The sequence below is a fragment of the Stenotrophomonas sp. 278 genome, assembly GCF_003935715.1.
Classification (GTDB): Bacteria; Pseudomonadota; Gammaproteobacteria; order Xanthomonadales; family Xanthomonadaceae; genus Stenotrophomonas; species Stenotrophomonas maltophilia_AH.
The window spans coordinates 16930-31642 of the sequence record NZ_RHPP01000039.1 but is presented as its reverse complement, the minus strand read 5'-3'; the positions used below and the strand labels follow the sequence as shown (position 1 = coordinate 31642).

Below are 14713 nucleotides of genomic sequence, written 5' to 3'. Positions count from 1 at the left end.
CCGTTGGCCGGCCCTCATCGATGCGTGGGCCGGCCAACGGCCGGCGCTACCGCAACCCTATGTTTCTGTTAGATTTTTGTTCAATTGCGCGTTCAGGCTGAACCCCGACTGGCGCACCTGGCCCATTTCAAATGAAACCCTTGAACCTGCCCGAAGGCAGGCGTAGGGTCGGTTGTCCGGGAGGCGATTTTGCTTCCCGGATGATTGGAGGGCCGGGCCGATGTTCCAAGGGCACGCACCACAGCAGTCGATCGTCCGGATGCCCCGGGCGCTGCGTGCAGGTGCACCTTCGGAAACGGTTGATGCCGGCTGCTCCTCCCAAAGCCACGCCCCGTGCCGCCAGGCCGGGGCGTCTTTGTTTCTGCGATACAAGCGATAGGAGGTTCATCATGTTTGAAGGTCAGCCCCAGAGCGAGATCGATGCACGCCGCCAGCGTGACCCGGAATTCAAGGCGCTTTACGAACGGCACCAGAAGTTGAACAAGAAATGCATGGATGCCGAGCTGGGCGTACTTCCGATAGACGGTCAAACCCTGGGCCAGATGAAACGTGAGAAGCTGCTGGCCAAGCAGAAGCTCGAGCGCATGTACGCCTCCCCGCTCCATTAACACCCACGTCCACGCCTACCGCCGCGGGCGGTGTCCGTCACCTCGTCGACGGGCACCGTCCGCGTCGTCTTTTCAGGGGCAGAATGTCGGATAATCGGGGGTCCGGCCGCACTGCGGCGCGAATCGATGTGACCCGATGGCAATCCACTCCTCCGTACTTGAACTCATTGGCAATACCCCCATCGTCAAGGCCCAGCGCCTGGACACCGGGGTGTGCGAGCTCTATCTGAAGCTCGAAAGCGCCAATCCGGGAGGGTCGATCAAGGACCGCATCGGCCTGTCGATGATCGAAGCCGCCGAAAAGCGCGGCGACCTCAAGCCGGGTGCGACACTGGTGGAAGGCACGGCCGGCAACACCGGCCTGGGCCTGGCCCTGGTCGCCCAGCAGAAGGGCTACAAGCTCATTCTGGTGGTGCCCGACAAAATGAGCCGCGAGAAGATCTTCAACCTCAAGGCGATGGGCGCTGAAGTCCGCCTGACCCGCTCGGACGTGGCCAAGGGCCACCCGGAGTACTACCAGGACATGGCCCAGCGCGTGGCCGAGGAAACCCCCGGCGCGTACTTCATCAACCAGTTCGGCAACCCGGACAACCCGGCCGCCCACGAATTCGGCACCGGCCCGGAAATCCTCGAGCAGATGGGCGGCGAGCTGGACGCCATCGTGTTCGGCTGCGGCAGCTCCGGCACCATGACCGGCCTGTCGCGTGCCTTCGCCAAGCTGTCGCCCAAGACCGAACTGGTGCTGGCCGACCCGGTGGGTTCGATCCTGGCCGAGTACATCAACGACGGCAACCTGAACGACAAGTCGGGCAGCTGGCTGGTGGAAGGCATCGGCGAAGACTTCCTGCCCTCGATCTCCGACTTCAGCCGGGTCACCAAGGCCTATCCGATCACGGATGCGGAAAGCTTCCATACCGCCCGTGAGCTGCTGGGCAAGGAAGGCGTGCTGGGCGGTTCCTCCACTGGCACCCTGCTGGCCGCCGCGCTGAAGTACTGCCAGGAGCAGACCACCCCGAAGAAGGTGCTGGTGCTGGTGCCCGACACCGGCAACAAGTACCTGTCCAAGATGTACAACGACTACTGGATGCTGGACAACGGCTTCCTGGAGCGCCCGCAGTACGGCGACCTGCGCGACCTGATCCTGCGCCCGTACGGCCAGCGCGACACCGTGGTGATCGGCCCGAACGACCTGCTCACCACCGCCTACCAGCGCATGAAGCTGTATGACGTCTCGCAGCTGCCGGTGATGGACGGCGAACAGCTGGTCGGCATCGTCGATGAAAGCGACGTGCTGCTGCACGTGTACGGTGACGAGGCCCGCTTCCGCGACAAGGTGGCCACCGCCATGGTCAGCAAGCTGGACCGCCTGGATGTGAAGTCGCCGATCGAGGCGCTGCTGCCGGTGTTCGACCGTGGGCAGGTCGCGATCATCATGGACGGCGGCACCTTCCTGGGGCTGATCACCCGGATCGACCTGCTGAACTACCTGCGGCGTCGCGTGCAATAAGCACGCGTTGGCCACATTTAGGCACTGAATACGTGTTTATCGGCGTCAAAAGCTGGTTAAGCTCCCGCTGATAGACTTTCGCTCCATTTGAATAGGGGAACCTTTGCATGAAGGTTCCCGCGTTGGGAAACCACATGTCCAACTCCGCTTCTTCCGGGCACTCCGACCGCGCGCTGGCGCTGGCCACCCTGGCCATCCACGGCGGCCAGTCGCCGGACCCGAGCACCGGTGCGGTGATGCCGCCGATCTACGCGACCTCGACCTACGCCCAGTCCAGTCCCGGCGAGCACCAGGGCTTTGAGTACTCGCGTACCCACAATCCGACCCGCTTCGCCTACGAGCGCTGCGTGGCCAGCCTGGAAGGCGGCAGCCGCGGCTACGCCTTCGCCTCGGGCATGGCCGCCACCTCCACGGTGATGGAACTGCTGGACGCCGGAAGTCACGTGGTGGCGATGGATGACATTTACGGCGGCACGTTCCGTCTGTTCGAGCGTGTGCGCAAGCGCACCGCCGGCCTGCAGTTCAGCTTCGTCGACCTGACCGACCTGGCCGCGCTGGAAGCGGCCATCACCCCGCAGACGAAGATGGTCTGGATTGAAACCCCGACCAACCCGATGCTGAAGATCGTGGACATCGCCGCGGTGACCGCCATCGCCAAGCGCCATGGCCTGATCGTGGTGGTGGACAACACCTTCGCCTCGCCGATGCTGCAGCGTCCGCTGGAAATGGGCGCGGACCTGGTGCTGCATTCGGCCACCAAGTACCTCAATGGCCATTCGGACATGGTGGGCGGCATGGTGGTGGTGGGTGACAACGCCGAGCTCGCCGAGCAGATGGCCTTCCTGCAGAACTCGGTGGGGGGCGTACAGGGGCCGTTCGACAGCTTCCTCGCCCTGCGCGGCCTGAAGACCCTGCCGCTGCGCATGAAGGCGCATTGCGCCAACGCGCTGGCACTCGCCCAGTGGCTGGAAAAGCACCCGGCGGTGGAAAAGGTGATCTACCCGGGCCTGACCTCGCACCCGCAGCATGAGCTGGCAACCCGCCAGATGAACGGCTACGGCGGCATTGTGTCGATCGTGCTCAAGGGCGGTTTCGAGGCGGCGAAGGCGTTCTGCGAGAAGACCGAGCTGTTCACCCTGGCCGAGTCGCTGGGTGGCGTGGAAAGCCTGGTGAACCATCCGGCGGTGATGACGCATGCCTCCATTCCTGTCGAGCGCCGTGAAAAGCTGGGCATCAGTGATGCGCTGGTGCGGCTGAGCGTGGGTGTGGAGGAGCTGGGGGATCTGCAGGTGGATCTTGAGCGGGCGTTGGGTTGAGTTGGACCTTAGGTGATGGAGAGCACGTCAACGCCCAGCCGAGCCGCAGGTCATCTGTGGCTTGCGGCTTGGTGTCGTAAGCAGAGGATGCTGCAACGGTTGTACGCGCTGCTCTCGCTGCGCGGGCTGCGGTGCAGGATTCGCGCGCGGCAGATGAAAACCCTGCTCGCCCGACACGCCTTCGTGCGCACGGAGGCGTGGTCTCGTACCGTCGCCGCCGTAGAGGCGGGTGCCGTGGTGCCTCATGGTTTTCCCTTTGGAGTGAACATTGTGGGGTATCTGCGGGGCGAGTTCGGCCTCGCGGAAAGCGCGCGCATGTATGCGCGCGCTTTGATCGACTATGGTACGACGGTAGCTCTGCACACCTTGGATCTGGGTGTGCCGCACAGCATGGCCGATACCACCTTTGACGGAAAGTTTTGCGCTGAACTTCCCGAGCATGTGGTCATCATCTTCATCAACCCGGACTATTTCGACGCAGCGGTGCGCGAAATTGGTGACGCCAAGCTACAAGGCAAGTACGTGATTGCCTGCTGGTTCTGGGAGCTTGAGCGTTTGCCGGATACATGGCTCCCGGTGCTGTCGCGCGTTGATGAGATTCTTGCTGCAAGTGCCTTCATTGCCGATGCGATAGGCGGAGCTTCGTCATTGCCCGTGCTGCAGGCACCTGTGCCGCTCCCTGTCATGCCACGTGCAGATATCGGTCGCGACGCATTTGGAATGACATCTGGTGCATTCGTTTTCCTGTTTACCTTCGACTTCAATTCGTGGGTAGAGCGAAAGAATCCTCAGGCCGTACTGGATGCTTTCAGGCAGGCATTCCCGCTGGGGACCGAGCCGGTACAGCTGATCATCAAGACCAGTAACGGTCATCACCACCCTGATGCGCTGCGCGCTCTGTCGGAAAAGGTGAGCTCGGATCCTCGGGTCATCGTCCGGAACGACGTCATTACCCGCGAGCAGCTGACCGCGCTGCAGGCCAGTTGCGATGCCTACGTTTCGCTACATCGTGCAGAAGGCTTTGGCATGGGTATGGCAGAGTGCATGCAGTTAGGTAAGCCCGTCATCGCCACCTCTTGGTCAGGCAACATGGAATTCATGGATGCCGACAGCGCCGCCCTGGTGAGGTTCACGCTGGTACCGGTAAAGCCAGGCCAGTACCCATTCGGCGAAGGTCAGCGTTGGGCCGAGCCGGACGTAACTCATGCTGCCAGTCTGATGGCGGATTTGGCAGGCGACCCGGAGGCGGCCTCGCAACTGGGTGAGCGTGGACGACAGCATGTGCAGCGCGTTCTGTCCCCCGAGCGAGTAGCTCGCCAGATCATGGAGCGTGTGAGCGTCATCATGTCAGACGCGAACGCGCTTGCCACATCCAACCAGACACATGGAAACGCCCAGAGGGGCAATCAATGAAAGACCTTCTCAGGTCGTTGTGGGTCTACAGGAGCTTCATCCTGACCTCGATCCGCAACGACTTCAAAGTCCGTTTCGCTCAGAGCAAGCTTGGTGTGCTGTGGATGGTAATTCATCCACTGATGCAGGTGCTGATCTTCGCCACGATTCTCTCCGAAGTGCTTTCGGCCAAGCTGCCGGGCATCGACAACAAGTATGCATATGCGCTGTACCTGATGGCGGGCACCCTCTGCTGGGGGCTCTTCGCCGAGTCGATCAGTCGTTGCGTCACGCTCTTCGTCGACAACGGCAATCTCATGAAGAAGGTTGCATTTCCTCGCGTATGCCTTCCCTTCATTTGTGCTGGCAGCATGCTGGTTAACAATGCATTGCTGCTGCTTGCCATTTTCGCGGTGTTTGCTGTGCTGGGGCATACGCCGGGTGCAAGTGTGGTCTGGCTACCTGCGCTCATCTTGCTGACCCTGTTGACTTCAATGTCAGTCGGATTGCTTCTGGGTGTCCTCAACGTATTCATGCGTGACATCGGACAGGTTGTGCCTGTCCTCCTGCAAGCATTGTTCTGGCTGACGCCGATTGTCTACAACATCAGCATCCTGCCCGAGTCCGTCCGCGAAATCTTCAGGCTCAATCCTTTGTATCCATTGGTGACGGCTTACCAGCAGGTATTGCTGTACGGGAAAGATCCTGACTGGATGTCTCTGCTTCCGCTTACGATAGTTGCCGTCGTACTAGGCGTGGCTTCGCTGATCGTGTTCCGACGTGCCAGCCAAGAAATGGTGGACGTCCTATGAGTACCGCCATGCACGTCAGAAATTTGGGAAAGTCCTATCGCGTGTGGGGCAGTGAATGGCTACGCATTGCCAGTTGGTTCGGTCTTCCAGTACGACCGAAGGAGGAACACTGGGTGCTTCGGGGGGTGTCGTTTGATATCCGGCCGGGAGAATCCGTCGGTATTGTCGGTAAGAATGGTGCCGGTAAGAGCACCTTGCTTAAAATGATCACCGGTACCCTGCAGCCGACGGAAGGGCAGATAGTGCGCGGTGGCCGGATCGCGGCGATCCTCGAGCTTGGCATGGGATTCAACCCTGAGCTCACGGGGCGTCAGAACGCGCGGCATGCGGCTGGCCTGATGGGATTTTCCCAGGCCCAAATCGACGCAATGATGCCTCAGATTGAAGCGTTTGCTGAAGTGGGAGAGTACTTCGATACCCCGGTGCGGACGTACTCAAGTGGCATGCAGGTACGCGTGGCATTCGCAGTGGCAACAGCGGAACGACCTGATGTTCTGATTGTGGATGAGGCGTTGTCTGTCGGTGATGCTTACTTCCAAGCCAAGTGCTTCAAGCGGGTCAAAGAGTACAAGGAGCAAGGGACGACCCTAATCCTTGTCAGTCATGCTGTGGGCGATATCGTCAAGCATTGCGATCGAGTGTTGTTCATCAAGGACGGCGGTCTGCATGCAGACGGCCCGGCGCGCGAGGTATCCAACCTGTACCTGGACGAGCTGTTCGGGAAGTCGGGCAAGAGTGACGCTAAATCCGAAAAAGGGGGCGGCGAAGCGGTGCTCTCCTCAAGCGGGATTGAAGACCTTTTCCATACCCGGCGCGGCTACAACAAGGATGAACACCGTTGGGGGCACGGTGGGGCACGTATCATCGACTTCGCAGTGGTCGTCGACGGTGAGGCTTATCCTTCCCGTCTGAGTAGCGGCGATTCAGTTCAGTTCCAGATGAAGATCCACTTCGAGGAGGACGTGGAAAGCGCGGTTCCGGGCTTGCTGATCAAGACCCTTGATGGCGTTTTTCTCTACGGAACAAATGCATTCCTGGCAAGCAATGGCCAAAAGGTGCTTTCGCCCAAGGCCGGCGACGTAGTGATTGCAACCTTTAAGGTTCCCTTTGCAGTCAATGAAGGCCACTACATGGTGTCACTGGGTGTCTCCAGTGGCGACCCGTTGGGTGAGTTGGTGCCCCTGGATCGCCGTTACGATTCGATACTCGTGGATGTGAGTCGCCCCATGCAGTTCTGGGGCATTGTGGACTTGAATGCGGAATTTTCGGCTCAGGGCTGACCTCCGGTGTGGGCTGATAGCGACGGCATATAATGAATCAAAACATGAACAACAATGCGGAACGCGGTGAGAATGCGATTACTACTCTTGTAGCCGCATTGCCCGAGAAGTATCAGCCAATATTCGGGCACCCGGAGTTGTCGGACGGGAGTTCGCGCAGCTGCGTGGATCGATTGCAGATCATTACTGATGTCGTCCACCGGCTGCAGTCCCAGCTTGGGCGTCCGGTCCGAGTCCTCGATCTGGGGTGTGCCCAAGGGTTCTTTTCGCTCAGTTTGGCGGCGGATGGCTGCACTGTCGTCGGTGCGGATTATCTGCAGCAGAACGTTGAGGTCTGTAGAGCGCTGGCTGCTGAGAGCGGCGTTGGTGCCAGTTTTGTACACGGAAGTATTGAAGATCTGGTTTGTGAGTTGAAGGCCGGGCAGTACGACGTGGTATTGGGCTTGAGCGTGTTTCACCACCTCGTGCACATGCATGGACTCGCGTCGGTCACTGACATCATTGCCCACCTTGCAGCGGTAATACCTGTGGGCATCTACGAACTGGCGTTGCGCGAAGAGCCTGTTTACTGGGGGCCATCTCAGCCTGAGCGAGCCAGCGATCTGCTGGACTCGTACGCATTTGTCCGCTTCATGGGCAGCCAGCCGACGCATCTTTCTGGAATCGATCGGCCGCTTTATTACGCAAGCTCCCGATACTGGCATCTGGGTCGCGACTTCAGGCTCTTTGACGAGTACAAGGAAGTTTCACACGCGCACGCGATGGGCAGTCACCATGGAACGCGTCGCTATTTCTTTGCAAAAGGCCTGATGCTGAAGCGGATGTCACTGGAACATCCGGACCTGCTGCTTCCGAACGTCCAGGAGTACGAGCGTGAGGTGGCGTACTTGGGCGGCAGCGAAGTGCTTCCAGGTTCGCCGCGTCTTCTTGAGCACAGTCGTGATAAAGAAGCGCTCTGGTTGCTGCGCGAATTGCTGCCGGGTCAGCTCCTTTCAGTGATGATGGCGCGGCAGACTCCATACTCCAACGAGAGGGTGGTTGACTCCCTGTTGGATCAATTGGTCGCGCTGGAGCGCAGCGGACGGTATCACAACGATATCCGACCGTGGAACGTCATTGTCGATGATGCTGGAGATGCATCGTTCATCGACTACGGTGCGATTTCCGATCAATCTGAGGACTGCGTTTGGCCCGATCATCTGCTGCTGGCGTTCCTGATCACGGTGCGCGAGATCGTCATGGGGCAGGTCAGGGAGCCTTATCCCACCCGGCGCCCACTGCTGGATGTCAACATGCTGCCGATGCGCTATCGAAGCGCGTTCCTGACTGTGCTCTCCAAGCCGGAAGACCAGTGGACGTTCGCTGCCCTCAAAGCGGCCGTGGACCAGCCGGCGGTGGCCGCCTCGCATTCTTGGACGGTGGTAACTGCTCTGAATGAGCGCGCCCTGCTCAAGTACGAGGATGCGCTTGAGGCTAAGCAAGGGCGTCTGACACAAGTTGAGCGCGAGCTTCAGGAGTCTTTGGACAATGCGCACCGCTGGTTCCTGAAGGCGACCGAGCGGGAGCAGCAGGTGGCGCAGCTCAGCAATGAGAATCAGGCGCAGACACACGGTACCCAGCGCCTTGCAGGGCGGCTGGAACGGCTAGGGTCGAGCTACTCGCACATGCGTGAGGAGCTTGAGGCGGTCCGCAGGGAATTGTCCGGCGCTCACCAGAATGCGCACCAATGGTTCCTCCGTGCGACCCAGCTTGAGGGCGAGTTGCATGCCTTGCATCGAAGCCGCTCCTGGCGATGGACTCGACCGCTGCGGTTCTTCAGTCATCTCGTGCAGAGGCCGCGCTACGCGACCCGGCGCGTGCTTCTGGCATTGATGCGTCGCGTCATGGCGCGCCCAGCGTTGGCGCGCGCGCTCAACAGAGTGATCATGGTTTTCCCGGGGCTGCACGCCAAGCTGCGCTCGGTTGCGGTCAATCATGCGGTGGTCGATGCGGCGGCTCCGCACGTCGAGGTCGCCGGTCAAGTGCAGAGCTTCGCAGGTACAGATAATGCAGAGTTCATGCTCTCCATTCGTGGCAGGGCGATTCACCAGATGTTGATTGCGAAAGAACGCCGGGAGGGGCGGCAATGAAGATTCTGATGGACTTGCAGGGCGCGCAGTCGGAAAGCCGTTATCGCGGCATCGGGCGCTACTCGCTGTCACTTGCAGAAGCCGTGGTGCGCCGTAGTCGCGGTCATGAGGTGCATATCGCGTTGAATGGTGCATTCGTTGACACCATTCAGCCTATTCGCGAGCAGCTCGCCGCTCATGTGCCGCGCGAGAACATTCATGTATGGCATGTCCCGTTGCCTGTGATCGCCAAGGATTTGGTCAACAACGGACGCCGAGCCGCTGCCCAGGTAGTGCGCGAGGCCGCGCTCGCAGCGCTTGATCCCGACATCATCCATGTCTCAAGTCTGTTCGAGGGTTATGTCGACAACTCGGTCACCAGCGTGCCGTTGCGAGGCGAAGTGCCGACTGTCGTAACGCTGTACGACATGATCCCGCTGATGAATCCGCAGGTCTACTTGGATTCCGATCCCGGGTATCGCGACTTCTACATGGAGAAGCTGGAACATGTGAAAAAGGCGGACGCCGTGTTCGCAATCTCCGCAAGCTCCGGACTGGAGGCGCGGACACATGCGGGCGTTCCGGAGCAGGATGTCTTCGAGATATCTACAGGTTGCGATGCGGTATTTCGACCATTGGCTGCGGGTGATGCATCTAGGCAGCTCGTTCGTGCGAAGTTCGGCGTACACGGCGAGTTCCTGCTCTACACAGGTGGCTCGGACGACCGGAAGAACCTGGTGCGTCTGGTGCAAGCTTACGCGTCCGTCGATCCTGGCCTGCGGTCTGGGTTGAAGCTAGTATTCGCCGGTCGTACGCATGCACCCCATGTCGCGCAGTTGCGCGCTATCGGAGATGAGTTGGGCCTGGAGCGGGATGCACTTCAGTTCATTGGTTACGTCAGCGACGAAGAGCTGGTTGCGTTGTACAACGAGTGTCTCATGTTCGTCTTCCCCTCTTGGCATGAGGGATTCGGTCTGCCGGTTCTGGAGGCTATGGCCTGCGGGGCGGCGGTACTGGCGTCAGACGCATCGAGTATCCGTGAGATCGCCACCGAGCGCAGTGCTTTGTTCGATCCGATGGATGTGGCATCAATACGCTCGGTGCTGGAGCGGCATCTGGGTCGCCGTGACACCCTGCCCGCCCTGCGCGCATACTCCCTTGAACGCGCGAAAGTCTTTTCGTGGGATGTTGTCGCCGACCGGTTCCTCGACGCCTGCGAATCCGTTGGCGCTCGAGATCGAGGAGAGGTGGCAAAGGCCCCGATCCTGATCAAAGCAGTGGATGCCCTGACAGCTTCCGGGCCATTGGCTGGTCTTGACGCGCTGCAACTCGCAGATGCGTTGGACAGAAGCCTGCCGCCTCCACATCGGACGCTGCTGGTGGATGTAACCGAAATGGCCAATCACGACCTGCGGACTGGCATCCAACGGGTGACGCGCGAGGTGATTGCTGAATGGGGTCGGAATCCACCAGCGAACTATCGCATGCAGCTTGTTCGCATTGATCGTGAGAAGCGGGAGTACGTATGCGCCAACCGTTATGCTTCCGCGTTCTTCGGCACGGCTGATGAGGAGGATACGCCGCTGGTTTGCCACGCAGGAGACGTATTCCTGGGGCTCGATCTGGTGGGCGATGCGGTTTCCTACATTCCAGAGTGGTTCGCGCATATGCGCAGAACCGGGGTCAAGATTGCCTTCGTCATCTATGACATCCTCCCGATTCGCCATCCCGAGTGGTGGCCAGAGGGCGGGGGCTGGCACCACGAGCGCTGGCTGCGGGACGTCATCACGGTTTCGGATCAAGTCGTGTGCATCTCACGCGCCGTGGCCGATGACGTCGAGTCCTGGGTGTTGGAGCAGTCCCATCCCAGTCCGCCACAGGTCGACTGGTTCCACCTTGGTGCTGACCTGGACGCGACGGCTTTACAGACGGGTGTCCCGGATAGCGCGTCGGCGCTCATGGAGCGGCTGCGGCAATCGCCGTCCTTCTTGATGGTCGGTACGCTGGAGCCCCGGAAGGGTCATCTGCACGTACTCAACGCATTTGAGCAACTGTGGGCGTCCGGCCAGTATGTTGCGCTGGTGATCGTTGGAAAGAAGGGCTGGATGGTGGATGAGCTCTGCACGCGGCTGGAGGGCCATCCGGAGCAGGGACGCAACCTGTTCTGGCTGCCGAAGGCGGACGACGCCCTGCTGGAGGCGCTGTACGCCGGCTGCACGGCCCTGATCGCTGGTTCCGAAGGCGAGGGATTTGGGCTCCCGATCATCGAAGCCGCTCAGCGCGGACTGCCGATTATCGCGCGGGATATTCCCGTATTCAGGGAAGTGGCGGGACAGCATGCTCACTTCTTCGCTTCCTCGGCGGCCGAGGATCTGTCCCGCGAGATTGACGATTGGCTGAGCCTGTTCGAGCGCGGGCAGCATCCGCGCCCGGCTGGCTTGGAGTGGTTGACCTGGGCACGGAGCGCGGAGCGCCTGAAGGCGACGGTGCTCCACCCTGACGGCGCTGAAGGCCGGGAGACAGGGGGCGCGCCATTGGCGGGCCGGAAGGACCCGGCGGTAGGCTAATATGGCGGCTTGGTCGCCCCTGTGACCCGGAAGACCGGGCGCAGCTGCGGCATACTGCTGCACATTCTGGTTTGAACATCTACGAGAGAATCGATGAGTACTAAGAAGGCAATCATCACGGGCGTTACCGGGCAGGATGGGGCTTATCTCACCCAGCTTCTGCTTGAGAAGGGATATCAGGTATTCGGCACGTACCGCCGTACCAGCTCGGTGAACTTCTGGCGCCTTGATGAGCTCGGTGTTACCAATCACCCGCGTCTGAATCTGGTCGAGTACGACCTGACGGACCTCGGGACTTCATTGGCGATGGTGCAGAAGATCCAGCCTGACGAGATCTACAATCTCGCTGCTCAGAGCTTCGTCGGTGTCAGTTTCGACCAGCCCACCACCACTGCCCAGATCACCGGTGTTGGTGCGCTGAACCTGCTCGAGGCTATTCGTCTAGTCAACCCGAAGATCCGCTTTTACCAGGCATCCACCTCGGAAATGTTCGGGAAGGTGCAGGCTGTCCCGCAGGTGGAAGATACCCCGTTCTATCCGCGCAGCCCGTATGGTGTGGCCAAGCTCTACGCCCACTGGATTACGGTGAACTACCGTGAAAGCTACGATATCTTCGGTTCCAGCGGTATCCTGTTCAATCACGAAAGCCCGCTGCGTGGGCGCGAATTTGTGACCCGCAAGATCACCGACTCGGTTGCCAAGATCAAGCTCGGCCAGCTTGAGTGTCTGGAGCTGGGTAACCTCGATGCAAAGCGCGATTGGGGCTTTGCAAAGGAGTATGTTGAAGGCATGTGGCGGATGCTGCAGGCCGATCAGCCTGACACCTTTGTTTTGGCAACGAATCGAACCGAGACTGTGCGCGACTTCGTCGGTATGGCCTTCAAGGGTGCGGGAATAGATGTTGAGTTCCGTGGCAAGGATCTGGACGAAGTAGCCGTGGACGCCGCCAGCGGCAAGACGGTCATGCGGATCAATCCCAAGTTTCACCGCCCGGCCGAGGTCGACCTGTTGATTGGCAATCCGGAAAAGGCAGAGCGAATCCTTGGCTGGAAGCCGGAGACCACGCTGGAGCAGTTGTGCCAGATGATGGTTGAAGCAGACCTGCAGAGGAACGAGCGTGGTTTCTCCTTCTGACCTAGTCGGCAAGCGCGTCCTTGTCACGGGAGCGTCCGGTTTCACCGGACGCTACATGCTGAAGGAGCTCCAACAGCAGGGCTGCCATGTCATCGCCCTCGGTGCCGCTGGTGCGGCCACCGCGGCGCAGGAGCACGTATTTGCGGACCTCACGGATCGCGAGGCCGTGTTCACGGCAGTCGAGGCTGCTCGCGTCGACTTTGTCGTGCATCTGGCTGCGCTAGCATTTGTCGGGCATGGCCGTATAGAAGATTTCTACGCGGTCAACCTGCTGGGTACTAGAAACCTTTTGAATGCGCTTGAGAGGGCGTCGCACGCCCCGGCGTGCGTTCTGCTTGCCAGCAGCGCCAATATTTACGGCAACAGCTCCGAGGGAATGCTGGACGAGGGCACAGTGCCTGCGCCGGCAAATGACTACGCGGTGAGCAAGCTGGCAATGGAACATGTCGCCGGCTTGTGGCGGGACCGTCTGCCAATCGTCATTACCCGGCCCTTCAACTACACAGGCGTGGGGCAGGCCGCTCAATTCCTTGTACCCAAAATCGTGTCCCATTTCGCCAGAAGGGCGGACGTGATGGAGCTGGGTAACCTGGATGTATCCCGCGACTTCGGCGATGTCCGCGCCGTGGTGTCTGCCTACCGCCAGTTGCTGCAGCAGCCACAGGCTGTTGGCCAGGTAGTGAACGTGTGCACCGGTGTCGGTCGCACGCTGACTGAGATTGTCCGCATCTGTGCGGAGCTCACGGGTCACGAGCTTGAGGTTCGGGTCAATCCCGACTTTGTGCGACCAAACGAAGTCAAGATCTTGCTGGGTGACAATGGCCGGCTTAAATCCCTGATCCAAGAGTGGAATCCGCCGGATATGCGGCAGACTCTTGCATGGATGCTGGAGGCGGAAACTGCCAAGGTAGCGCCCGTGGCCAGCGACTGATCTGCCCGGAATTCGCTTACAATTGTATGAATGACTGTTGGGTGAGGGCGGTCATAGGTTGCCTCCTGCCCGCCCCGATATTAAGGACTGCATCGAACATGGCTGACGAACAAAAACGCGTTCTAGTGACTGGCGGTGCCGGCTTCCTCGGGTCCCACCTCTGCGACCGCCTGATCGAGGCAGGTCATGACGTGCTCTGCGTCGACAACTTTTACACCGGCAGTAAGGCCAATGTCGACGGATTGCTCAAGCATCCCCGATTCGAGCTGATGCGCCATGACGTGACCTTCCCGCTGTACGTTGAGGTCGACCGAATCTTCAACTTGGCCTGTCCCGCATCCCCCGTCCATTACCAGCACGATCCGGTGCAGACGACAAAAACCAGCGTGCATGGCGCGATCAACATGCTTGGCCTGGCCAAGCGCGTGGGTGCGCGCATCCTCCAGGCCAGCACCAGCGAAGTCTACGGCGATCCGGAGATTCACCCGCAGGTCGAGGGCTACTGGGGTCGCGTAAATCCCATCGGTATCCGCAGTTGCTATGACGAAGGCAAGCGCTGCGCAGAAACCCTGTTCTTTGATTACTGGCGCCAGCACCAGCTCGAAATCAAGGTGATGCGTATCTTCAATACGTATGGTCCGCGCATGCACCCCAACGATGGTCGCGTGGTCAGCAATTTCATCGTGCAGGCGTTGAAGGGCGACCCGATCACCATCTATGGCGATGGTCAGCAGACACGCAGCTTCTGCTATGTCGATGACCTGATCGAAGGCATGCTCCGCCTGATGAACTCGCCGGCTGATTTCACCGGTCCGGTCAATATTGGTAATCCGGGTGAGTTCACCATGCTGGAGCTCGCTGAAACCGTGCTACGCCTCGTTGGTGGTTCTTCCAAGATCGTTCATCGTCCGCTTCCTTCTGATGATCCGAAGCAGCGCCAGCCCGACATCAGCTTGGCCAAGGCCACCTTCGATTGGGAACCTAAGGTCTGTCTGGAAGATGGGCTGAAGGAAACCATCGCATACTTCCGCCATCGTCTGCAGGGTTGAATATGGTCA

11 protein-coding genes are annotated in these 14713 nt (G+C 60.0%); all 11 read left to right on the top strand.

Translation table 11 applies throughout. From position 1 onward, the window contains the following. Window positions 1-389: 389 nt before the first annotated feature. The 11 genes from EGJ34_RS08810 to EGJ34_RS08760 all read left to right on the top strand — a co-directional run bounded on the left by EGJ34_RS08810 (window position 390) and on the right by EGJ34_RS08760 (window position 14704). Window positions 390-608 carry a YdcH family protein gene (locus EGJ34_RS08810; protein WP_125360122.1) on the top strand — a complete coding sequence of 73 codons (219 nt, stop codon included), beginning with the start codon at window positions 390-392 and terminating at the stop codon, window positions 606-608. Window positions 609-744: 136 nt separating this feature from the next. Further along, window positions 745-2115, top strand: coding sequence for a pyridoxal-phosphate dependent enzyme (locus tag EGJ34_RS08805; RefSeq protein ID WP_125360121.1), 1371 nt, complete (start codon window positions 745-747; stop codon window positions 2113-2115). A 134-nt stretch (window positions 2116-2249) separates the two neighbouring features. Beyond that, window positions 2250-3431: a cystathionine gamma-synthase gene (locus tag EGJ34_RS08800; RefSeq protein ID WP_125360120.1), complete on the top strand. Its 1182-nt coding sequence runs from the start codon at window positions 2250-2252 to the stop codon at window positions 3429-3431. 153 nt (window positions 3432-3584) lie between these two features. Beyond that, entirely contained in the window at window positions 3585-4844 is a 1260-nt protein-coding gene (locus tag EGJ34_RS08795; protein ID WP_260476943.1) for a glycosyltransferase family 4 protein, read from the top strand. Next, window positions 4841-5635 (top strand): ABC transporter permease, encoded by a 795-nt coding sequence (locus EGJ34_RS08790; RefSeq protein ID WP_125360118.1) that lies wholly within the window; start codon window positions 4841-4843, stop codon window positions 5633-5635. The genes EGJ34_RS08795 and EGJ34_RS08790 overlap by 4 nt, the downstream gene beginning before the upstream one ends. After that, the gene (locus EGJ34_RS08785; protein ID WP_125360117.1) at window positions 5632-6915 is read left to right on the top strand and encodes an ABC transporter ATP-binding protein; all 1284 of its coding nucleotides are present in this window, start codon (window positions 5632-5634) and stop codon (window positions 6913-6915) included. The genes EGJ34_RS08790 and EGJ34_RS08785 overlap by 4 nt, the downstream gene beginning before the upstream one ends. A gap of 44 nt (window positions 6916-6959) precedes the next feature. Next, the gene (locus tag EGJ34_RS08780; protein WP_125360116.1) at window positions 6960-9044 is read left to right on the top strand and encodes a methyltransferase domain-containing protein; all 2085 of its coding nucleotides are present in this window, start codon (window positions 6960-6962) and stop codon (window positions 9042-9044) included. Then, on the top strand, window positions 9041-11590 hold the full coding sequence (locus tag EGJ34_RS08775; RefSeq protein ID WP_125360115.1) for a glycosyltransferase family 1 protein: 2550 nt from the start codon (window positions 9041-9043) through the stop codon (window positions 11588-11590). Before EGJ34_RS08780 ends, EGJ34_RS08775 begins: the two co-directional genes overlap by 4 nt. A gap of 93 nt (window positions 11591-11683) precedes the next feature. Further along, the gene (gene gmd / locus EGJ34_RS08770) at window positions 11684-12724 is read left to right on the top strand and encodes a GDP-mannose 4,6-dehydratase (RefSeq protein ID WP_125360114.1); all 1041 of its coding nucleotides are present in this window, start codon (window positions 11684-11686) and stop codon (window positions 12722-12724) included. Continuing rightward, on the top strand, window positions 12708-13655 hold the full coding sequence (locus EGJ34_RS08765) for a GDP-mannose 4,6-dehydratase (RefSeq protein WP_125360113.1): 948 nt from the start codon (window positions 12708-12710) through the stop codon (window positions 13653-13655). Before gmd ends, EGJ34_RS08765 begins: the two co-directional genes overlap by 17 nt. Before the next feature lie 98 nt (window positions 13656-13753). Continuing rightward, entirely contained in the window at window positions 13754-14704 is a 951-nt protein-coding gene (locus EGJ34_RS08760) for a UDP-glucuronic acid decarboxylase family protein (RefSeq protein WP_125360112.1), read from the top strand. Window positions 14705-14713: the final 9 nt, after the last annotated feature.